Genomic DNA, 20,117 nt, shown 5'->3' on the forward strand with positions numbered 1-20,117 from the left:
TCGCGCTCCGGCCGCGTGCGGTCGTTACGCCGCTTGTTCCATGACGTGGCCGTTGATCACCAGGCCGTCGGCACCGGCGGTCACGTGCACCGTGTCGCCGTCCTTCACCGACCCTTCCAGGATCATCTGCGCCAGCGGGTTCTGCAACGAGCGCTGGATCACCCGCTTCAGCGGCCGCGCGCCGTAGACACTGTCGTAACCCTCGGTGCCGAGCCATTCCAGGGCGGAGCGGTCCAGCTCCAGCCCGATCTTCCGATCGTGCAGCAGCGCCTTCAGGTGCCCCAGCTGGATGGTGACGATGCTCGCCATGTCCGACCGCTGCAGGCGGCGGAACAGGATGATCTCGTCCAGCCGGTTCAGGAACTCCGGACGGAAGTGGCGGCGGACGATCGCCATCACCTCGCCATGCACCATGGAGGTCGCCTCGCCTTCCGGCTGCCGCGCCAGGATCTCGCTGCCCAGGTTGGAGGTCAGCACGATGATGGTGTTCTTGAAGTCCACCGTGCGGCCCTGGCCGTCGGTCAGGCGACCGTCGTCCAGCACCTGCAGCAGGACGTTGAACACATCCTCGTGCGCCTTCTCGACCTCGTCGAACAGGATCACCTGATAGGGCCGGCGACGCACCGCCTCGGTCAGCACACCACCCTCGTCATAGCCGACGTAGCCCGGCGGCGCGCCGATCAGGCGGGAGACGCTGTGCTTCTCCATGAACTCGCTCATGTCGATGCGCACCATCGCCTTGTCGTCGTCGAACAGGAACGCGGCCAGCGCCTTGGTCAGCTCCGTCTTGCCGACGCCGGTCGGACCCAGGAACAGGAAGCTGCCGATCGGCCGGTTCGGGTCCTGCAGGCCGGCACGGGCACGCCGCACCGCATTGGACACCGCGACCAGCGCGTCGTCCTGGCCGACGACCCGCTTGCGCAGCTCGTCCTCCATCCGCAGCAGCTTGGCCCGCTCGCCTTCCAGCATCTTGTCCACCGGCACGCCGGTCCAGCGGGAGACGACCGCGGCGATGCTTTCCTCGGTCACCGCCTCGTTCACCAGCTTGCCGTCACCGGCCTTGGCGATCTTGGCCTCGATACCCGGAATGATGCTGTAGGTCAGTTCGCCCGCCCTGGCGAAATCGCCCTTGCGCTGCGCGATCTCCACCTCGGAGCGCGCCTGGTCGAGTTGCTCCTTCAGCTTCTGGGTCTCGGTGACCTGATCCTTCTCGGCCTTCCAGGCGGCGGTCATGGCGTTGGATTTGTCCTCCAGCTCCGCCAGTTCCTTGACCAGCTTCTCCAGCCGCTCCTTGGAGGCGATGTCGGATTCCTTCTTCAGCGCCTCCTGCTCGATCTTGAGCTGGATGACGCGGCGATCGAGTTCATCCAGCGCCTCGGGCTTGCTGTCGACCTGCATGCGCAGACGGCTCGCGGCCTCGTCCATCAGGTCGATCGCCTTGTCCGGCAGGAACCGGTCGGTGATGTAGCGGTTGGACAGGGTCGCCGCGGCCACCAGCGCGCCGTCGGTGATGCGGACGCCGTGGTGAAGCTCGTACTTCTCCTTGATGCCGCGCAGGATGCTGATCGTGTCCTCGACACTCGGCTCGCCGACGAAGATCGGCTGGAACCGCCGCGCCAGGGCCGCGTCCTTCTCCACGTGCTTGCGGTACTCGTCCAGCGTGGTGGCGCCGATGCAGTGCAGCGTGCCGCGGGCCAGCTCCGGCTTGATCAGATTGGACGCGTCCATCGCGCCATCGCCGCGGCCGGCGCCGATCAGCGTGTGCATCTCGTCGATGAACAGGATGACCTTGCCTTCGGCCGCCTCGATCTCCTTCAGCACGGCCTTCAGCCGCTCCTCGAACTCGCCGCGGTACTTGGAGCCGGCGACCATCGCGCCCAGGTCGAGCGACAGCAGCTGCTTGCCCTTCAGCGCCTCCGGCACGTCGCCATTGACGATGCGCAGCGCGAGGCCCTCGACGATCGCGGTCTTGCCGACGCCGGGCTCGCCGATCAGCACGGGGTTGTTCTTGGTGCGGCGCGCCAGCACCTGGATCGCACGGCGGATTTCCTCGTCGCGGCCGATGACCGGGTCCAGCTTGCCGTCGCGCGCCAGCGCGGTGACGTCACGGGCATATTTCTTCAACGCGTCGAAGGTCGACTCGGCGTTGGCGCTGGTCACCTTGCGGCCCTTGCGCACGTCATTGACCGCCTTTTCCAGCGATTGTGGCGTCACGCCACCCGCCTTCAGCGCACGGCCGGCCGGCGTGGCGGACTCGGCCAACGCGACCAGCAGACGGTCCTGGGCGACATACTCGTCGCCATGGCGCGTCGCGCTTTGCTGCGCGGCGTCCAGCACGCGAACCAGCTCCGGCGTCAGCGAAGGCTGGCCGACATCACCGCTGACCTTCGGCTGCTTGGCGACCTCGGCATTGATCGCGGCCTGCACCGCCTTCGGATCGCCACCGGCAGACTTGATCAAGCCGGCTGCCGCCCCTTCCTCATCGTCCAGCAGCGCCTTCAGCAAGTGCTCCGGGGTAATGCGCTGATGGTATTCGCGCATCGCGATGGTTCCCGCGGCCTGCAGGAATCCTTGTGCGCGCTCGGTGAATTTCTGAATATCCATGGTCCCTGTCCCTTCATAGGCGACGGCCATCCGACCCCTTGCAGGCAGCCGGATGAACCTTTGATCATCAACTTGGGGCGAGCGGCACGGCGCCTCAAGAGGGAGGCGTCGATGCGGATCGAATATCTTTATCGCTATCCGGTCAAAGGCTTAACGGCGGAGGCGTTGGAGGAGACGGAGGTCGAGGCGCGGCAGACGATCCCGTGGGACCGGGCCTTCGCCCTGGCTCAGGGGGATTCGGGCTTCGACCCGGCCGTGCCGGCCTGGCTGATGAAGACGAACTTCATGTGCCTGATGAAGAACGCCAGGGCGGCGGCGCTGTTCAGCGTGTTCGAGCCGGGCACGGGCCAGCTGACCATCCGCGCGCCGTCCGGCGACCGGGTATCGGCCAACGCGCTGACCGAGAGCGGCAGAGCCGAGATCGGCAGCTTCCTCATAACCTATCTTGGCGAGGAGGCTCGGCGCGACGAAGCCGGGAACCCGCCGCGCTTCCACCACGTGCCGGGCCACAGCTTCATCGACCAGAAGACCAAGGTGGTGAGCCTGAACAACCTGGCAAGCCTGCGGGACTATGAGGGCAAGGTCGGCGGCCGGCGGCACCGGCGGCGGTTCCGTGCCAACATCTGGTTCAGCGGTGCCCCGGCCTGGGCGGAGCGCGAATGGATCGGCAGGGAGCTGCAGGTTGGCGGTGCCGTGCTGCGGGTGTTGAAAGGGATCGCCCGTTGCCCGGCCACGCAGGTGAACCCCGAGACGTTCCAACGCGACTGCGACCCGATGGAGGAGCTGCGCCGGCTCTACGGCCACGTCGAGCTGGGCATCCATGCCGAGGTCGTCGAGGGCGGCCGGATCGCGATGGGGGATGCGATCGAGCTGCTGGACTAGTCGGCAAGCCGGGTCCACGCCGCCAGCGTCCGGCCGTCCAGGAAGGCCGCGTGAGCCGCCTCCATCCGCGTCACGCCGCCAGCGGTACCCCCTCCAGCGTGATGCGGTGCATCAAACGACGCTCACCATGATAGTCATTGACCGCGTAGTGCCAGGTGGCGCGGTTGTCCCAGAACGCCAGTGAACCCGACTGCCATGCGAAGCGATAAGCGAACTCCGGCCGCACCGCGTGCTGGTACAGGTAAGACAGCAGGGATCGGGATTCCTCGTCGGTCCAGCCCTCGAAGCGCAGGGTGAAGCCCGGATTGACATACAGCGCCTTCCGCCCGCTGTCGGGATGGGTGATGACGACGGGATGAACGGCGTCCTGGGTCGCCAGATCCTGGTTATGGAACCGGTCCTCCATCCCTTCCCGCTTCACGCCGAAGACGTGCCGGCTGGAATGGACCGCGCGCAGGCCGGCCAGCGTGCGTTTCAGCCCGTCCGATAGCGCGTCGTAGGCGGCGTACATGCTGGCAAACAGCGTGTCTCCGCCGGTCGGGGGCGTTTCGCGCGCATAAAGCATCGACCCCATGGCAGGCACCCGGTCATAGCTGTGATCGGTATGCCAGCCGCCGCCGATATTCTTCGTCTGGTGCGGCTCCTTCACCACCAGGGCAATCTCGGGATGGCCCTCGGCATGGGAGAAGAAGCGGTTGATGTTGATCTCACCGAACTGGCGCGCCAGCGCGATGTGCTGCTCCGGCGTCAGGGTCTGTCCATGGAAGAACACCACCCCACGCTCCGCCAGGGTGTGCCGGATCGTCTCCCGCGCCGCGGCATCGAGCGGCCGCGACAAATCGACGCCACTGATCTCCGCGCCGACCGAAGGCGCGGTCCAACGGATCGCCATGACACGGTCCATCCTGCCCTGCATGTCCTGCCTCCCCACCACACCGCCTGCCGCATTGGCCGCGGTCGACTTGTCCCGGGTATTACAAATACCCCATAAGGTCATGTCCCGCGCGGCACCAGGCGCAATTGGCTTGCCGCCCCGCGTCGATCCGGGCAACAAGCGGCAAATGACATTTGTGCGATCCGCATGACTGCCGCTGACCGGCCGGCCGGTTTCCTCCTGCCCGCCAAGCGGGGCGCACACGCCAGCGAAACATCCTTTCCGACCGCGAGACAGCCCTCATGCGTGGATTAGGCCCATTCCTCAAGGACGCCTGGCGTCTGACCCGCCCCTATTTCATGAGCTCCGAGGAAAAATGGTCGGCCCGCGGCCTGCTGCTGGGCATCATCGCGATGAACCTGACGCTGGTCGGCCTGACCGTGGTGCTGAGTTTCTGGCGGCGGGAATTCTACAACGCATTGCAGGACAAGGACTGGCGGGCGTTCCTGGAGCTGCTGTTCCTGTACCGCGCCACGCCCAGCGGCCTGATGCCCGGCTTCTGCGCGGTGGCGGCCTTGTTCATCGCGCTGTCGGTCTACCAGGTGTACGTGAACCAGTTGCTGCAGATCCGCTGGCGCCGATGGCTGACGCGCCAGTACCTGACCGAATGGCTGGCCGATCGCGCCTATTACCGGATCAGCCTGACCACGGGGCACGGCACGGTCGGCACCGACAACCCCGATCAGCGCATCGCCGAGGATCTGCGCGACTTTACCGACAATACGCTCAGCCTGGGGCTGGGCCTGCTGTCCAACGTCGTATCGCTGTTCAGTTTCGTCGGCATCCTGTGGGGCCTGTCCGGGCCGCTGTCGATCCTGGGCGTGCCGATCCCGGGCTATATGGTCTGGGTGGCGCTGGGTTATGCGGTCGTCGGCACCTGGCTGACCCATCTCGTCGGCCGCCCGCTGGCCATGTTGAGCTTCAGGCAGCAGCGCGTGGAAGCGGATTTCCGCTACGCCCTGGTCCGCATCCGCGAGAATATGGAGAATATCGCGCTGTATCGGGGCGAAGCCGAGGAAGGCGTGACGCTGCGGGAGCGGTTCGCCGCCGTGATCGTGAACTGGCGGCAGATCATGACGCGAACGAAACTCCTGAACACGCTGACCGTCGGCTATGACCAGGTTGCCGTGATCTTCCCGATCGTGGTGGCGGCACCGCGCTATTTCTCGGGCGCGATGCAGCTGGGGGATCTGATGCAGACCGTCGGCTCGTTCGGCCAGGTGCAAAGCTCGATGTCCTGGTTCGTTTCGGCCTATGCGCAACTGGCGACATGGCGCGCCATCGTCGAACGTCTGGCCACCTTCGATCGCGCCATCACGGCGGCGCGGGAAGCCGCCGCGGCCGGCTTCAAGACATCGGAGTCCCCGGATGGCGCGATCCGCCTGCAGGACGTGACCATGAGCCTGCCGGACGGCACCAGGCTGCTGGATGGCGTGGACCTGACATTGACGCCGGGCCACTCGGTGGTGCTGGTCGGACGGTCGGGCACCGGCAAGTCCACCCTGTTCCGCGCGCTGGCCGGCATCTGGCCGTTCGGCACCGGGCGGGTGGAGGTGCCGCGCGAAGCGTTCTTCCTGCCGCAACGCCCCTATGTCCCGCTGGGCTCGTTGCGGCACGCGATCACCTATCCGAATGCCACCGATGCGTTCAGCGACGCGGAATTGCGCCAAGTGCTGGCGGATGTCGGGCTGCCGCATCTGGCGGATCGGCTGGATGAGGATGAGAACTGGCCGCAGCGCCTGTCGATGGGCGAGCAGCAGCGTCTGGGCTTCGCCCGTGCGCTGCTGGCGAAACCAGAGTGGATCTTCCTGGACGAGGCCACCGCCAGCCTGGATCGGCAGGCCGAGGATGAGCTGTACCGGCTGCTGAAGGAACGCCTGCCCGGCACGACCCTGGTATCGATCGCGCACCGGGAGTCGGTCGCGCGTTATCATGAGCGCCTGCTGACATTCCGGCGGGAGACCGGGCATGCGGGTGTGCTGACGCTGTCTGCGACGGCCGCGCAACCGGCGGGAGACTGACATGGCACCCATGGCACCCATGGCACCGCACTTCGCCGATATCGTCGAGGCCACGCCCACCCGCGAAACCCTGCGGGCCGACAGCGCCGTGATCCATGCCGCCCTGGATCGCGGCGACCGGGCACGGGCGCTGGCCGACTGGGATGGGATGCGCCGGCGTTACGAGACCTGGTCGGCGCTGGTGTATCTGCGCTTCGCGCAGAATACCCAGAACCCCAAGGCAAAAGCCGATCGGGATTACGCCGACGCGCTGTCGCCCGAGGCGGCGGATCTGGATATCGCGTTGAAGCGCCGCCTGCTGGCCGATCCCGACCAGGCGGGACTGGCCGGCCTGGTCGGCCGCCACGCGCTGCGGCTGTGGGAAACCGATGTCACCACCTTCGATCCCGCCATCAAGCCGGACCTGGAGGAGGAGTCCCGCCTGTCCGCCCGCTACACCGAATTGCTGGCCGGCGCGAAGCTGGCGATCCGCGGCCAGACGGTCAACCTGCCCGGCATCGAGCCGTTCGCCGAGGATCCCGACCGCGCAACCCGCCACGACGCCGAGACAATACGCTGGTCATTCTTTGACCAGAACGGGCCTGAGCTGGACGACCTCTACGACCGGCTGGTGAAACGCCGCCACGGCATGGCCCGCAAGCTCGGCTACGACACCTACACCCCGCTCGGTTACCGCCGTATGCGCCGGGTCGATTACGGGCCCGAGGATGTGGCGCGCTATCGCCAGCAGGTCGTCCAGCATGTCGTCCCCCTGGTCGGGCGGCTGCTGGAGGCGCGGCGGGCGGCGCATGGCTGGGACAAGCTGCGGTTCTGGGATGAGGCGCTGATCGATCCGGCCGGCAACCCGAAGCCGGTCGGCGACCATGACATGCTGGTCGCCGCGGCCGAGGACATGTTCGCGGCACTCGATCCCCGGCTTGCCGCGTTCTACCGGATGATGCGCGCCGGCGGCTTCCTGGATCTGAAGAACCGCGCGGGCAAGGCCGGCGGCGGGTTCTGCACGTCGTTTCCCACCCTGGGCGTCCCGTTCATCTTCGCCAACTTCAACGGGACGCATCATGATATCGGCGTCTTCACGCACGAGATGGGACACGCGTTCCAGAACTGGGAGAGCCGCCACCAGCCGGGCATCGACTATCTGTGGCCGACGATGGAGGCGGCCGAGATTCATTCCATGGGGCTGGAGTTCCTGACCTATCCGGCGATCGACCGGCTGGTGGGGGCGGACGCGGCGGAACGGTTCCGCCGCATGCACCTGATCGGCGCGCTGGCCTTCCTGCCCTACGGCGTGTGCGTCGATCACTTCCAGCACGAGGTGTACGCAGTACCCGATGCCACGCCGGCGGAGCGGCATGCGATCTGGCAGCGGCTGGAACGGATCTACATGCCGTGGCTGGACTACGGCGACCTGGCCTATCCGGCGAAGGGCGGGCGGTGGCAGGCCAAGCAGCACATCTACAATTCGCCATTCTACTACATCGACTACACCCTGGCGCAGTGCTGCGCGCTGCAATTCTGGGTCCGCGCGCGGCGGGATGGGGCCGCGGCGCTGGAAGCCTATGTCGGCCTGTGCGGCCGCGGCGGATCGGCGCCGTTCCAGGACCTGGTGCGGTCGGCCGGCCTGGTGTCGCCATTCGCCGACGGGGCGCTGGCGGACGTGGTGAAAGAGGCGGAAGCAGTGCTGGCGGCGTAAAGGCTACGCCGCCGCCCGCGCATCCTCCTGGATCATGTCGGATGCCTTCTCGGCGATCATGATGGTCGGGGCATTGGTATTGCCCGCAACGATCACCGGCATGATCGAGGCATCCACCACCCGCAGCCCCGGCACGCCGTGCACGCGCAGACGCGGATCGACGACCGCCATCGGCCCATTGCCCATGCCGCAACTGCCGACCGGATGCAGGTTCGATACGCCGCGGGCGCGGGTATCCTCGGCGATGTCCTCATCGGTGCGGACGGCGATGCCGGGCAGCGTTTCCTCCACCAGCAGCGCCTGCATGGCATGCTGGCGGACAATGCTGCGGGCGATGCGCACGCCCTGGATCATCACCCGCATGTCGTTGTCCGACTTCAGGAAGTTGAACTTGATCGCCGGCCCTTCCAGCGGGTTCGGCGTCTTCAGCCGCACCGTGCCCCGCGCCTCGGGCGACAGATGGACCGGGCTGATGGAAATGCCCGGATGCGGATGCGAGATGATGCCCCTGCGCGTCCGCTCGATCGTGCTCCAGGCCGAGATGTTGAACTGCAGGTCCGGCCGTTCCAGCCGCTTGTCGCTGCGCACCAGCGCGCCGACGTAAAGCCCGTTGCCCGACATCTTGCCGGAGCGGAAGAACACGTATTGCGCGCCGGCCACCATGCGCTTGATGAAGCTATGCTGCAACGAGTTCAGCGACAGGTCGCGGGCGATCCGATAGGTACAGTAGGTGTTGAAATGATCCTGCAGGTTTGATCCCACGCCGGGCAGGTCGTGGACCACGTCGATGCCCATGTCCCGCAGGTGCTGCGCCGGCCCGATGCCGGACAGCAGCAGCAGTTGCGGCGACCCATAGGCGCCGCCGGACACGATGACTTCCCGCGATGCCCAGGCCTGGCGGGGCCCGGCGGGCGTCGCGAACGCCACCCCGGCCGCGCGGCCATCCTTGAACAGCAATTTCGTGGCGTGGGCCCTGGTCTGGATCACCAGGTTGGGGCGCCCCTTGGCGATGCCCAGATAGGCGGCGGCGGTGCTCCAGCGCCGCTTGTCCCTTGTCGTGGTCTGGTAATAGCCACACCCTTCCTGCGTCGCGCCGTTGAAATCGGGGTTTTCGGGGATGCCGGCCTGCTTGCATGCCTCCAGCAGCGCACGGGCGATTTCCCAGTCATACGGCTGGTTAGAGACCCGTAACGGTCCACCCTTGCCGTGGTAGCGGTCCTCGCCGCGTTCGTTGTCCTCGGCCCTGCGGAAATAGGGCAGCACGGATTCGTAGTCCCAGCCTGGATTGCCGAGCTGGCGCCACTGATCGTAATCGGCGGCGTTGCCGCGCATGTAGATCATGCCGTTGATGGAGCTGGTGCCGCCCAATACCTTGCCGCGCGGCTGGTACATGGTGCGGTCGTTCAGCTCCTCCTCCGGCTCGCTCTCGAACATCCAGTTCACGCGCGGATCGACGAAGGTCTTGGCGTAGCCCATCGGCACGTGAATCCAGAAGCTCTTGTCCTCGCCGCCCGCTTCCAGCAGCAGCACGCGATATTTGCCGCTTTCGGTCAGGCGCGCCGCCAGGACGCAGCCGGCGGAGCCGGCGCCGGTGACGATGAAATCATAGGTGTCGGCTTGGTTTGTCACGCTTCTGTTCCCCCTGGACCTGCCCCCTTGGGCCTCTCCCCCTGGACCTGTTCCCCTGGGCCTGTTCCCCTGGACCTGTTCCCTCGGGCCTGTCCCTTCGGCCGATCCGGCTGGCCCGCGCGGTCGTCAGGCGGCCAACGGCTCGGCGCCGGCCTTGGCGTCCTCCAGCAGCATGGCGGCGCATTTCTCGCCGATCATGATCGTCGGCGCATTGGTGTTGCCGCCCGGCGCGACCGGCATGACGGACGCGTCCGCGACGCGCAGCCCGGCGATGCCATGGACCCGCAACCGCGGATCGACGACGGTGCTCGGGCCGGCGCCCATGGCGCAGGAGCTGGTGGGATGCTGGTTGGACACGCCGGTCCTGCGGATATAGTCCAGCAGGTCGTCGTCGCTGACCAGGTCCTTGCCGGGATAGATTTCTCCAGCGTTATAGGCTGCCAGCGCCGGCTGCTCGGCGATCTTGCGAACCAGGCGAAGCCCCCAGATCGCCGTGCGGATGTCGTATTCCGTGCGCAGGTAGTCGAACAGCACGGCGGGCGGCGCCAGCGGATCGGGGCTGCCCAGGCGCACGGTGCCACGTCCCTCGGGCCGCAGATGCACGGGCGTCATCGAGAACCCCGAGAAATCATGCGGCACCACGCGTTCCCGCGTGCGCTCCCTGGTGCTCCATTCGAACAGGTTCACCTGGATGTCCGGCCGTTCCAGCCGCGGATCGGATCGGGTGAACAGGCCGGCGGTGACGCCATTGCTGGCCATCGGGCCGCCGCGATACAGCATGTATTGCAGCCCGGCGATCGCCTTCCGCAGCATGGAGTTTTCCAGGTCGTTCAAGGTGATCGCCCTGGTGCAGCGCCAGCTTGCCGTGGTGTTGAAATGGTCGTGGAGATTGGATCCGACGGCAGGCATGTCGCGGATCACCGGGATGCCCATCTCCTGCAGGTGCTCCGCGGGTCCCAGCCCCGACAGCAGCAGCAGTTGCGGCGAACCATAGGCGCCGCCGGACACGATCACCTCCCGCCCCGCGCGGCTGGTCTTCCGGCCTTCCGGCGTCTGGTATTCCACGCCGACCGCGCGGCCATTCTCGATCAGCACCCGGGTGGCGTGGGCGCCGGTCTGGATCGTCAGGTTTTCCGGCTTGTTGGACAGGTACGCCCTGGCCGCGCTCCAGCGCCGCCTGTTGTTGGTGGTGGTCTGATAGAAGCCGCAGCCCTCCTGTTCGGCGCCGTTGAAGTCGGGATTGGCCGGGATGCCCGCCTGCACGCAGGCTTTCAGCACGGCGCGCGACAGCTCGCCCTGGATCGCCTGGTCCGACACATGCAGCGGGCCGCCCACGCCGTGGAAGTCATCGGCGCCGCGCGTCTGGTTTTCCGCCTTCTTGAAGAAGGGCAATACGGAGTCGTAATCCCAACCGGTACAACCGCGCTGGCGCCATTCGTCGTAGTCGCCGCGATGGCCGCGGATATAGACCATCCCGTTGATGGAGCTGGAGCCGCCCAGCGTCTTGCCGCGCGGCAGATATAGCTTGCGCCCGGCCATCTGCGGCTGCGGCACCGTCTCGAACTTCCAGTTCACCCTGGGATCGACATAGGTCTTGGCATAGCCGAGGGGGATGTGAATCCAGGGATTCCTGTCCGGCGGTCCGGCTTCCAGCAGCAGCACCCGGTATTGCCGCGATTCGGCCAGGCGCCCGGCGATGGCACAGCCGGCGGACCCCGCGCCGGTGACGATGAAGTCGAACATTTCCTCGGACATGGTCTTCCTTGTGCCGTCGAGACGGGTTACCCAGCTTGACGCGGCCGCCATGCCGTACCGCATACGGCACCGGTCCCGGCTGGTCGCCGAGGCTGTCGGCTGCGCTGGATCATCGATTTGCTCCCTGACGGCCACGTTACACAGGGAGCCGACCCACTGGAAGGGGAGCAGAAGCATGCTGGAAGTCGAACGCCCGGCGGACATGAAGGCCTATGTCGGCAAGTCGCTGGGCACCAGCGAATGGGTGACGATCGATCAGCCCATGATCAACGCCTTTGCCGATGCGACCGGCGACCATCAATGGATTCATGTCGATGTCGAACGGGCGAAGCAGGAGATGCCGGGCGGCAAGACCATCGCGCATGGCTTCCTGACCCTGTCGCTGCTGCCGCGGCTGGGCGACGCCATCTATCGCATCCGCAGGATGTCGCGCGGCATCAATTACGGCGCCAACAAGGTGCGTTTCACCGCGCCGGTGCCGGTCGGCTCCCGCGTGCGGCTGAGCCAGGTGCTGAAGGCGGCGGATGACGTATCGGGCGGTGTGCGCCTGACCTTCGAAAGCACCGTGGAGCTGGAAGGCAGCAGCCGGCCGGCGCTGGTGGCCGAGACACTGGCATTGATATTCGATTGATATCCGATGGATGGGATCGCGCCGCGATTGCTGTTCCGGCGTGCAACCGCGGCAGCATCCGCGGAACACGTCCCGTGGCCGGACCGGGCGGCGTAGCTTGCCGCGGCGGGCGGCGCCATGTCGGGCGGCGGCGCTGACGCCAGGGATCGCCGTCCGCGCGCGCTGACAGCGGGAGCCGCCGGCGCCGCCGACGAAAGGACAGGCATCGTGTCGAACGTAACGGTTCTGGACCACCCCCTGCTGCGCCACAAGCTGACCCTGTTGCGGGACCGGAACACCTCCACCGGCCAGTTCCGCCAGGTGGCGCGGGAGATCAGCCTGCTGATGGCGTACGAGGTGACCCGCGACCTGAAGCTGGAACCGATCGATATCGAAACGCCTCTGGAGCCGATGCGCACAGAGCACCTGGCGGGAAAGAAGTTGTGCATCGTATCGATCCTGCGGGCGGGGAACGGCATCCTGGAGGGGATGCTGGACCTGCTGCCCTCGGCCCGGGTCGGCCATATCGGCCTGTATCGCGACCACACGACGCTGCAACCGGTGGAATACTACCTGAAGCTGCCCAACGACGTGGCGGACCGGCTGGTGATCCTGGTCGATCCGATGCTGGCGACCGGCCACTCGGCGGCCACGGCGGCGGCGCGGCTGAAGCAGGCCGGCGTCAGGATGCTGAAATTCGTCTGCCTGCTGGCGGCGCCCGAAGGGATCGCCACCTTCACCGCCGAGCATCCCGACGTGCCGCTGTTCACCGGCGCGATCGACCGGGAGCTGGACGCCAACGGGTATATCCGGCCCGGGCTGGGCGATGCCGGAGACCGGTTCTACGGCACCCGCTGATCCGCCCTCGGCCGGGCCTTTCCGCTGTTCACGCGGAACGCAGATCGTGTAACCTTCCCGTCAATAAGATTGGGGAGGCTGAACGATGAAGAGACGAACGGTCCTTGCCGGGCTTGGCGCGGCCGCCGTGCCGCTTCGCATGCACAGCGTGGCGGCGGCTACGCCAGGCGTGACCGAAACGGAGCTGCGGATCGGCAATACCGCCGCCTATAGCGGCCCCGCCTCCGCCTACGGCGTCATCGCGCGGACGGAAGCCGCCGTGTTCAAGATGATCAACGAGCAGGGCGGTGTCGGCGGACGGAAGATCAACTACCTCTCCTATGACGACGGCTACAGCCCGCCGAAGACCGTCGACATGGTGCGGCGCCTGGTGGAACAGGATGATGTCGCCTTCATCTTCGCCACGATCGGCACGCCAACCAACACCGCCATCGCCAAATACACCAACAGCAAGGGGGTGCCGCTGATCTTCCTGGGCAGCGGCGCCAACAAATGGGGCGATCCGAAGAACGCGCCCTGGGTCATGGGCTGGCAGCCAAGCTACCGGACCGAGGCGCAGATCTATACGCGCTACGCGCTGGAGCAGAAGCCGGATTGCAAGATCGGCGTCCTGTATCAGAACGACGATTTCGGAAAGGACTATCCGGCCGGCGTGAAGGACGCGCTGGGCGCAGATTTCGACAAGCACGTGGTCAAGGTCGTCTCATATGAAATAACTGATGCCACGATCGATTCCCAGGCGGTGGCGCTGCAGGGATCCGGCGCCGACGTGCTGATCACCGCCGCGACCCCGAAATTCGCCGCGCAGACCATCCGCAAGATCGCCGAGCTTGGATGGAAGCCGCTGCATTTCATGACAAATGTTTCGATATCGGTCGGTTCGGTGATCGCCCCGGCCGGCAAGCAGAACGCGCTGGGCATGATCACCGCGCGCTATCTGAAGGACCCCACCGATCCGCTGTGGAAGAATGATCCGGGCATGAACGAATGGCGCGCCTTCATGGCCAAATACATGCCGGACGCGGATCTGACGGATGCCGGGCCGGTGTTCGGCTACGGCGTCACGACCTGCCTGTGGCAGGTACTGAAACAATGCGGCACGGATTTTTCGCGCGCGAACATCATGCGGCAGGCGGCGAACCTGAAGGACGTGGAACTGGCCGTGCTGCTGCCGGGCATCCGGGTCAACACCAGCCCGACCAATTTCCACCCGATCCGGCAGATGCAGTTGTCCCGCTGGAACGGCGAGAGTTTCGACCTGTTCGGCAAGGTGCTGGAAGGGACCGCCGACATGGGATGATCGATCGGGCGTGACGCGCGCAAGGACCGCGCGCCGCGGCCAGTCCGCGCATCGGGGGCGTCAAAACTGGCAGACGTTCCGGCACGCACGCTGAGACCCGTCCCGGCCGGCACGGACGCTCACGCCGCCGGCCATGCCCGGACGGCAGCGGCGCGGGCGCGGATGGCCGCGTCAGGCGGCCGGCAGCAGCGATGCCTCCGGCCGCGGCCTGGGGATCTCCTCGCCTGTCAGGGTCTCGTGCGCCAGCAGCGCCGCGGCGCCTTCGTCCAGTTGCGCCTTGTTCGCGCGCAGGATCGCCACGGCACGGTCCAATGCCCGCTTCAGCAGGTGGCGGACCGCCTCGTCCACCTCGCGCGCCGTCGTCTCGCTGAACCGCCGCGGCCGCCAGAACGCCCCCGGATCGTTCAGGAACTGCCCCTGGTCGGTGTCCAGCGCGACCGGACCGAGTCCGCTGTCCATGCCGAAGCGCATGACCATGCCGCGCGCGATATCCGTTGCCTTGGCGAGATCGTCCGCCGCGCCGGTGGATATATCCGCGCCCAGCATCATTTCGGCGGCACGCCCGCCCATCAGCACCGCCATGCGCGCTTCCAGCTCCGCCGCGCTCATCAGATAGCGGTCCTCGGCCGGGCGCTGCATCGTGTAGCCCAGCGCGCCGATGCCGCGGGGAATGATGGAAATCTTCTGCACCGGATCGGTGCCCGGCAGCGCCAGCGCAACCAGTGCGTGCCCCATCTCATGATAGGCGACCTGCCGCCGCTCCTTCGGGATCAGCACGCGGGAGCGCTTTTCCAGCCCCGCCACGATCCTGTCGATGGACTCGGTGAAATCCTCCATGGCGATGGAGTCGGCATTGCGCCGCGTCGCCCGCACCGCGGCTTCGTTCGCCAGGTTCGCCAGGTCGGCCCCGGTGAAGCCCGGCGTCAGCGCCGCGATCCCTTCCAGGTCGACGTCCGGCGCCAGCCTCAACTTCTTCAGATGCACGGTCAGGATGGCGATCCGGCCTTTCCGCTCCGGCCGGTCCACCAGCACCTGGCGATCGAACCGGCCGGCGCGCAGCAGCGCCGGATCCAGGATTTCCGGCCGGTTGGTCGCGGCCAGGATCACCACCGCGACGCTGCGATCGAAACCGTCCATCTCGGCCAGCAACTGGTTCAGCGTCTGCTCCTTCTCATCCTGGCCGCCCATCGGTGTCGCGCCGCGCGCGCGGCCCAGCGCGTCCAGCTCATCGATGAAGATGATCGCCGGGGCCAGCTTGCGCGCCTGCTCGAACAGATCCCGCACCCTGGCGGCACCGACGCCGACGAACATTTCCACGAACTCGGCGCCATTGGTCGAGAAGAACGGCACCCCCGCCTCGCCCGCCACGGCTCGGGCCAGCAGCGTCTTGCCGGTGCCCGGCGGCCCGACCAGCAGCACGCCGCGCGGGATATGCGCGCCCAGCCGGCTATACGCCTCCGGCCGCTTCAGGAAATCGACGATCTCATGCAGCTCTGTCTTGGCTTCCTCGACGCCGGCGACATCGTCGAAAGTCACCTTGACGTCCGTCTCGGCCACCAGCTTGGCCTTGGACCGTCCGACCGAGAACAACCCGCCGCCCATCAGCCCGCCGCCGCCGCCACCCATCATGCCGCGCGACGCCAGCATCCAGATGCCGACGAACAGCAGCGGCGGCAGAATCCACCCGAGTGCCGTGCCCAGTGTCGAGGTCGCCGGCTCACCCGTGAACTCGACACCCTGCTTCGCCAGCTCCGCCGCCAGGTCCGCCGGGACGGTGCGGGTGGTGAAGCCGGTAGCGCCATCCGCCTGCTTTTCCTTGTATTCGCCGCGGATCGCGTCGCCGGCCACCACGACACGGGCGACCTTGCCCTCGGTCAGCAGCTTCTGGAACTGGCTGTAGGGAATGGCCGGGTTCGGCACGGCATAGAACTGGCCTAGCAGGCTGAAGCCCAGCAGGCCCAGCATGATCGCCAACCACCACACGCCGGGGAGATAGTTCTTCACATCCGCCTGCCTGTCATCGCATCCCCGCGTTCTTCCAAACGCCGCGCGAATAGTTGAGGGACCTCAAGGCCGTTTGCAACCGCGCGGCGCAGTATGGTGCCGCCCAATATCGGGAAAGGGAGCCACGCTATGAAGACGATGAAAGCCGCCCTCTTCATCGAACCCGGCCGTATCGTGCTCGATGAGAAGCCGATCCCCGATGTGGGACCCAATGACGCGCTGATGCGCATCACCACCACCACGATCTGCGGCACCGATATCCATATCCTGAAGGGCGAATACCCGGTCGCCCGGCGCCTGACCATCGGCCATGAGCCGGTCGGCGTCATCGAAAAGCTGGGATCCGCGGTCACCGGCTACACGGAAGGCCAGCGCGTCATCGCCGGCGCGATCACGCCCAGCGGCTACAGCAACGCCTGCCTGTGCGGCTGCCTGTCGCAGGACGGCGCGGGCACGAAGCACGGGTTCAAGGCGATCGGCGGCTGGAAGTTCGGCAACACGATCGATGGCTGCCAGGCGGAATATGTGCTGGTGCCGGACGCGATGGCCAACTTGGCGCCGGTGCCGGACGGGCTGACCGATGAGCAGGTGCTGATGTGCCCGGACATCATGTCGACCGGCTTTTCGGGCGCCGAGAGCGGCGGCATCCGCATCGGTGACACGGTCGCGGTGTTCGCCCAGGGACCGATCGGCCTGTGCGCCACGGCCGGCGCGAAGCTCAGCGGGGCAACCACCATCATTGCAGTGGACAGCATCGACAAGCGGATGGCCGTCGCCCGGGGCCTGGGAGCGGATCACACGGTCGATTTCCGCAACGAGGACCCGGTCCAGGCGATCATGCGGCTGACCGATGGCCGCGGCGTCGACGTGGCGATCGAGGCGCTGGGCACCCAGACGACGTTCGAGGGCGCGCTGCGGGTGCTGCGGCCAGGCGGCACGCTGTCCAGCCTGGGCGTCTATTCCACCGACCTGAAGATCCCGCTGGACGCCTTCGGCGCCGGCCTGGCCGACCTGAGGATCGTCAGCACGCTGTGCCCCGGCGGCAAGGAGCGGATGCGGCGCCTGATGGCGGTGATCGCCTCCGGCCGCGTCGATCTGAAGCCGCTGGTGACCCATCGCTACAAGCTGGACGACATCGAGGCCGCCTATGACCTGTTCGGCCACCAGCGGGACGGCGTGCTCAAGGTGGCGATCACGCCATAGGAGTCCGTCGGGGCCGCGCGCGGATCGGAACGGCCCCGCATCGCCGCGTCTGGTGGTCGCCGCGTAGGTGGTCGCCGCGTCAGATGACGACGCGCGGCAGGATCGCGACATCCATCAGCGGTGCGCCCGGCGGCGTGCCGCGACGGCCGGCATGATGGTGCCCTGAAGCCCGGTTTCGCGCAGGAAGGTCTCGATCCCGGTCGCGGCGGCATCACCGGCCGCCGCGACGGCCACGTGGCCATCCGGCCGGACCAGGTAGACGCCGTCCTGGACGAAACCGGCGCTGGCGGCGGCCGGTGTCCACGGCAACGCATGCACCGGAAGGCCGGCCTGCACGCACAAGGGCCGCAACGCCTCATCCCGCAATGCGTCATCCCGCGATGCCTCTCCCCGCGTTGCCGCATCCGGCGCGGCGAAGACATGCACCTGCCAGTCCAGCGACCGCAGCGGCGCGAAGTTGTCGGGATCGGCGATCCACGGCAGGCGATCGCCCCCGCGCACATCTCCGGCACGTCCGCGGCTGAGGGCGCTGTCCGGATAATGGATCTCCGTCTGCGAGACGGCGCGGAACAGGGCCCGCCGCGCGAAGGCCAGATGCGAGGCGATGCTGGCCAGAACCGGCGCCACCAGACGGCGCATGGCCTCGCCGCCCAGGCCGGGCGCCACCATGGGCCGGAACGCCCGGTCGGTCGTCGCGACCAGCCGGCGGGCGAAGCCGATCCGCTCCGTCTCATAGCTGTCCAGCAGATTGTCTGGCGCCCGCCCCAGCCAGACCTGCGCCAGCTTCCACCCTAGGTTCACCGCATCGCCGATGCCGGTGTTCATGCCTTGGCCGCCGGCCGGACTGTGCACATGGCCGGCGTCGCCGGCCAGGAACGCCCTCCCGACGCGGAAATGGTCGGCGACCCGGTGATGGACACGGTAGGCGGAGAACCAGTTCACCTCCATCACCCGGCGGCCGATCAGCGTCTCGATATGGCCCCGCACATCGTCGAACGTCAGGTCGGACCGGCTGGACAGATGCGGCGGCACCAGGCCGATCAGCCGGCTCATGCCGGTCGCCCGGACGGGCATCACCAGCTCCAGGATTCGCGGCCCCAGATTGGCCTGCAATTCATGATCGAACGGGCCTTCCAGCCGCACATCGGCAACATGGAACAACTGGTCGTACGTGCCGCCGGCGAAACCGATCCCCAGGGAATGCCGGACCTGGCTGTGCGCGCCGTCGCAGCCGGCGACATAAGACGCCCGCATCGCCTCTGCTCGTCCGTCCGGCAGCCGGAGCCGCGCCAGCGCGCTGCCCAACGTCAGCTCCACGGCCTCGAGACGCGTGTTCCATTCCGGCTGCACGCCCAATCCCGCCAGCTTCCCGATCAGGAAACGTTCGTGCAGGTCCTGGGCGTAGGTGAGGACGAACGGGTACGGGCTGATGCCGCCGCCGAGGTCATCGAAACGGAATGTCGTGACGTCGATGCCGGTGCCTTCGGCATCCACCTCCCGCAGATGCACGGCATCGGCCACCACCCCTTCCGCCACGACCTCGTCGGCGAAGCCGAACTGCCGATAGAATTCCAGCGTGCGCGCGTGGACCGCCATGGCGCGTGAGTGCGCGCCGGGTCCCGGCGCCTCGGCGATGAGGCGTATCGGTATGCCGCGCCGAGCGAGCGCGAGGGCAAGGACGAGGCCGGTCGGACCGGCGCCGGCAATCAGAATGGGGGAATCCGACACGACGGGCCTGCTTCACGGGAGGGGAACGAGACGGGACGAACCATCGATCCCGATCATGACCGAGGCGCGCCACGGCCAGGGTCACGCTTGCGTGTGATCCGCCAGGTGCAACCACCGGTGGGGCGGTGCCATCAGTCGGCCGTCCATCCCCCATCGACCAGCAGCGCGGTGCCGGTGACCAGCGCCGCGGCATCCCCCGCCAGATAGACGATGGCGCCCATCAGGTCTTCCACCGTCCCCAGCCGGCCCAGCTTGATGCGGCGCAGGACGTCGTCCCGAAACGCCGCGTTCTGGAAGAACGGCCGGGTCAGCGGCGTGTCGATGAAAGTCGGACCGATCGAGTTCACCCGGATTCCCATCGGCGCCAGGTCGATCGCCATCGCCTTGGTCAGACCCTCGATCCCGTGCTTGGTCATGCAATAGACGGTGCGGTTCTGTCCGCCGACATGCCCCATCTGCGAGGAGATGTGGATGATCGAGCCGGGCCTGGCCGCCGCCACCAGCCGCCGCGCCACGGCCTGGGCGACGAAATAGGCTGCCTTCTGATTCAGGCCGGTGATGGCGTCGTAGTCGTCCTCGGTCACGTCCAGGAACGTCTTGGGACGGTTGGTGCCGGCATTGTTGACCAGCACGTCGAAAGGTTCGGCCGCCGCGACGAAGGCTTCCACCGCCGGCAGGTCCAGCACGTCCAGCACCGCCGCGGCCGCCGCGCCGCCCTCCGCCCGGATCTGTGCCGCGGCGGCCTCGACCTCCGCGCCGGTCCGGGCGATCAGGGTGACATGCGCCCCGACCGAGGCCAGAGCCGCCGCCGCGGCCAGGCCGATTCCGCGACCCGCGCCGGTGACCAGCGCGCGCCGTCCGTCCAGCCGCATCGACGGCATTCTCGGCAGTTGCAT

Annotated in this window: 14 protein-coding genes; 7 read left to right on the top strand and 7 right to left on the bottom strand. The window is 67.3% G+C overall.

Going from position 1 to position 20,117, the window contains the following annotated elements; translation table 11 throughout:
* Window positions 1-24: 24 nt before the first annotated feature.
* A complete protein-coding gene (clpB, locus tag VHC04_RS03305) occupies window positions 25-2,604 on the bottom strand; it encodes an ATP-dependent chaperone ClpB (protein ID WP_325677912.1) in 2,580 nt (859 codons plus the stop codon).
* A gap of 111 nt (window positions 2,605-2,715) precedes the next feature.
* Between clpB and VHC04_RS03310 the strand changes: the two genes are divergently transcribed.
* Window positions 2,716-3,486, top strand: coding sequence for an MOSC domain-containing protein (locus VHC04_RS03310; RefSeq protein WP_325677914.1), 771 nt, complete (start codon window positions 2,716-2,718; stop codon window positions 3,484-3,486).
* A 70-nt stretch (window positions 3,487-3,556) separates the two neighbouring features.
* Here the strand turns inward: VHC04_RS03310 and VHC04_RS03315 are convergent, their stop codons facing one another.
* Window positions 3,557-4,378, bottom strand: coding sequence for a TauD/TfdA dioxygenase family protein (locus tag VHC04_RS03315; protein ID WP_325677916.1), 822 nt, complete (start codon window positions 4,376-4,378; stop codon window positions 3,557-3,559).
* 284 nt (window positions 4,379-4,662) lie between these two features.
* Between VHC04_RS03315 and VHC04_RS03320 the strand changes: the two genes are divergently transcribed.
* Both VHC04_RS03320 and VHC04_RS03325 read left to right on the top strand, forming a co-directional pair.
* Window positions 4,663-6,441 carry an ABC transporter ATP-binding protein/permease gene (locus tag VHC04_RS03320; protein WP_325677918.1) on the top strand — a complete coding sequence of 593 codons (1,779 nt, stop codon included), beginning with the start codon at window positions 4,663-4,665 and terminating at the stop codon, window positions 6,439-6,441.
* Window positions 6,442-6,451: 10 nt separating this feature from the next.
* Window positions 6,452-8,134 (top strand): M3 family oligoendopeptidase, encoded by a 1,683-nt coding sequence (locus tag VHC04_RS03325; RefSeq protein ID WP_325678261.1) that lies wholly within the window; start codon window positions 6,452-6,454, stop codon window positions 8,132-8,134.
* Window positions 8,135-8,137: 3 nt separating this feature from the next.
* Here VHC04_RS03325 and VHC04_RS03330 read toward each other — a convergent pair whose 3' ends face one another.
* Window positions 8,138-9,763, bottom strand: coding sequence for a GMC family oxidoreductase (locus tag VHC04_RS03330; RefSeq protein WP_325677920.1), 1,626 nt, complete (start codon window positions 9,761-9,763; stop codon window positions 8,138-8,140).
* Between the two features lie 126 nt (window positions 9,764-9,889).
* A complete protein-coding gene (locus tag VHC04_RS03335) occupies window positions 9,890-11,518 on the bottom strand; it encodes a GMC family oxidoreductase (protein WP_325677922.1) in 1,629 nt (542 codons plus the stop codon).
* 175 nt (window positions 11,519-11,693) lie between these two features.
* Here VHC04_RS03335 and VHC04_RS03340 point away from each other — a divergent pair, with 175 nt between their 5' ends.
* The 3 genes from VHC04_RS03340 (at window position 11,694) to VHC04_RS03350 (ending at window position 14,286) form a co-directional block, all read left to right on the top strand.
* Window positions 11,694-12,149: a MaoC family dehydratase gene (locus tag VHC04_RS03340; RefSeq protein ID WP_325677924.1), complete on the top strand. Its 456-nt coding sequence runs from the start codon at window positions 11,694-11,696 to the stop codon at window positions 12,147-12,149.
* 204 nt (window positions 12,150-12,353) lie between these two features.
* Complete coding sequence (gene upp / locus VHC04_RS03345) at window positions 12,354-12,986, top strand: uracil phosphoribosyltransferase (protein WP_325678263.1); 633 nt, start codon at window positions 12,354-12,356, stop codon at window positions 12,984-12,986.
* An 85-nt stretch (window positions 12,987-13,071) separates the two neighbouring features.
* Window positions 13,072-14,286, top strand: a complete 1,215-nt coding sequence (locus VHC04_RS03350) for an ABC transporter substrate-binding protein (protein WP_325677926.1) — start codon at window positions 13,072-13,074, stop codon at window positions 14,284-14,286.
* Between the two features lie 171 nt (window positions 14,287-14,457).
* Here the strand turns inward: VHC04_RS03350 and ftsH are convergent, their stop codons facing one another.
* Window positions 14,458-16,290 carry an ATP-dependent zinc metalloprotease FtsH gene (gene ftsH / locus VHC04_RS03355; protein WP_325677928.1) on the bottom strand — a complete coding sequence of 611 codons (1,833 nt, stop codon included), beginning with the start codon at window positions 16,288-16,290 and terminating at the stop codon, window positions 14,458-14,460.
* Window positions 16,291-16,419: 129 nt separating this feature from the next.
* Here ftsH and VHC04_RS03360 point away from each other — a divergent pair, with 129 nt between their 5' ends.
* Entirely contained in the window at window positions 16,420-17,493 is a 1,074-nt protein-coding gene (locus VHC04_RS03360) for an NAD(P)-dependent alcohol dehydrogenase (RefSeq protein WP_325677930.1), read from the top strand.
* A 114-nt stretch (window positions 17,494-17,607) separates the two neighbouring features.
* Here VHC04_RS03360 and VHC04_RS03365 read toward each other — a convergent pair whose 3' ends face one another.
* The gene (locus tag VHC04_RS03365) at window positions 17,608-19,221 is read right to left on the bottom strand and encodes an FAD-dependent monooxygenase (protein WP_325677932.1); all 1,614 of its coding nucleotides are present in this window, start codon (window positions 19,219-19,221) and stop codon (window positions 17,608-17,610) included.
* A 131-nt stretch (window positions 19,222-19,352) separates the two neighbouring features.
* Window positions 19,353-20,117: an SDR family NAD(P)-dependent oxidoreductase gene (locus VHC04_RS03370; RefSeq protein WP_325677934.1), complete on the bottom strand. Its 765-nt coding sequence runs from the start codon at window positions 20,115-20,117 to the stop codon at window positions 19,353-19,355.

It is taken from the genome of Rhodopila sp., assembly GCF_035548095.1.
Taxonomy (GTDB): domain Bacteria; phylum Pseudomonadota; class Alphaproteobacteria; order Acetobacterales; family Acetobacteraceae; genus Rhodopila.

What these genes read in the sequence shown, in the direction of transcription:
- clpB (WP_325677912.1), bottom strand. Translation starts at nt 2,604, where the DNA reads ATGGATATTCAGAAATTCACCGAGCGCGCACAAGGATTCCTGCAGGCC.
- VHC04_RS03310 (WP_325677914.1), top strand. Translation starts at nt 2,716, where the DNA reads ATGCGGATCGAATATCTTTATCGCTATCCGGTCAAAGGCTTAACGGCG.
- VHC04_RS03315 (WP_325677916.1), bottom strand. Translation starts at nt 4,378, where the DNA reads ATGGCGATCCGTTGGACCGCGCCTTCGGTCGGCGCGGAGATCAGTGGC.
- VHC04_RS03320 (WP_325677918.1), top strand. Translation starts at nt 4,663, where the DNA reads ATGCGTGGATTAGGCCCATTCCTCAAGGACGCCTGGCGTCTGACCCGC.
- VHC04_RS03325 (WP_325678261.1), top strand. Translation starts at nt 6,452, where the DNA reads ATGGCACCCATGGCACCGCACTTCGCCGATATCGTCGAGGCCACGCCC.
- VHC04_RS03335 (WP_325677922.1), bottom strand. Translation starts at nt 11,518, where the DNA reads ATGTCCGAGGAAATGTTCGACTTCATCGTCACCGGCGCGGGGTCCGCC.
- VHC04_RS03340 (WP_325677924.1), top strand. Translation starts at nt 11,694, where the DNA reads ATGCTGGAAGTCGAACGCCCGGCGGACATGAAGGCCTATGTCGGCAAG.
- VHC04_RS03350 (WP_325677926.1), top strand. Translation starts at nt 13,072, where the DNA reads ATGAAGAGACGAACGGTCCTTGCCGGGCTTGGCGCGGCCGCCGTGCCG.
- VHC04_RS03360 (WP_325677930.1), top strand. Translation starts at nt 16,420, where the DNA reads ATGAAGACGATGAAAGCCGCCCTCTTCATCGAACCCGGCCGTATCGTG.
- VHC04_RS03370 (WP_325677934.1), bottom strand. Translation starts at nt 20,117, where the DNA reads ATGCAACTGCCGAGAATGCCGTCGATGCGGCTGGACGGACGGCGCGCG.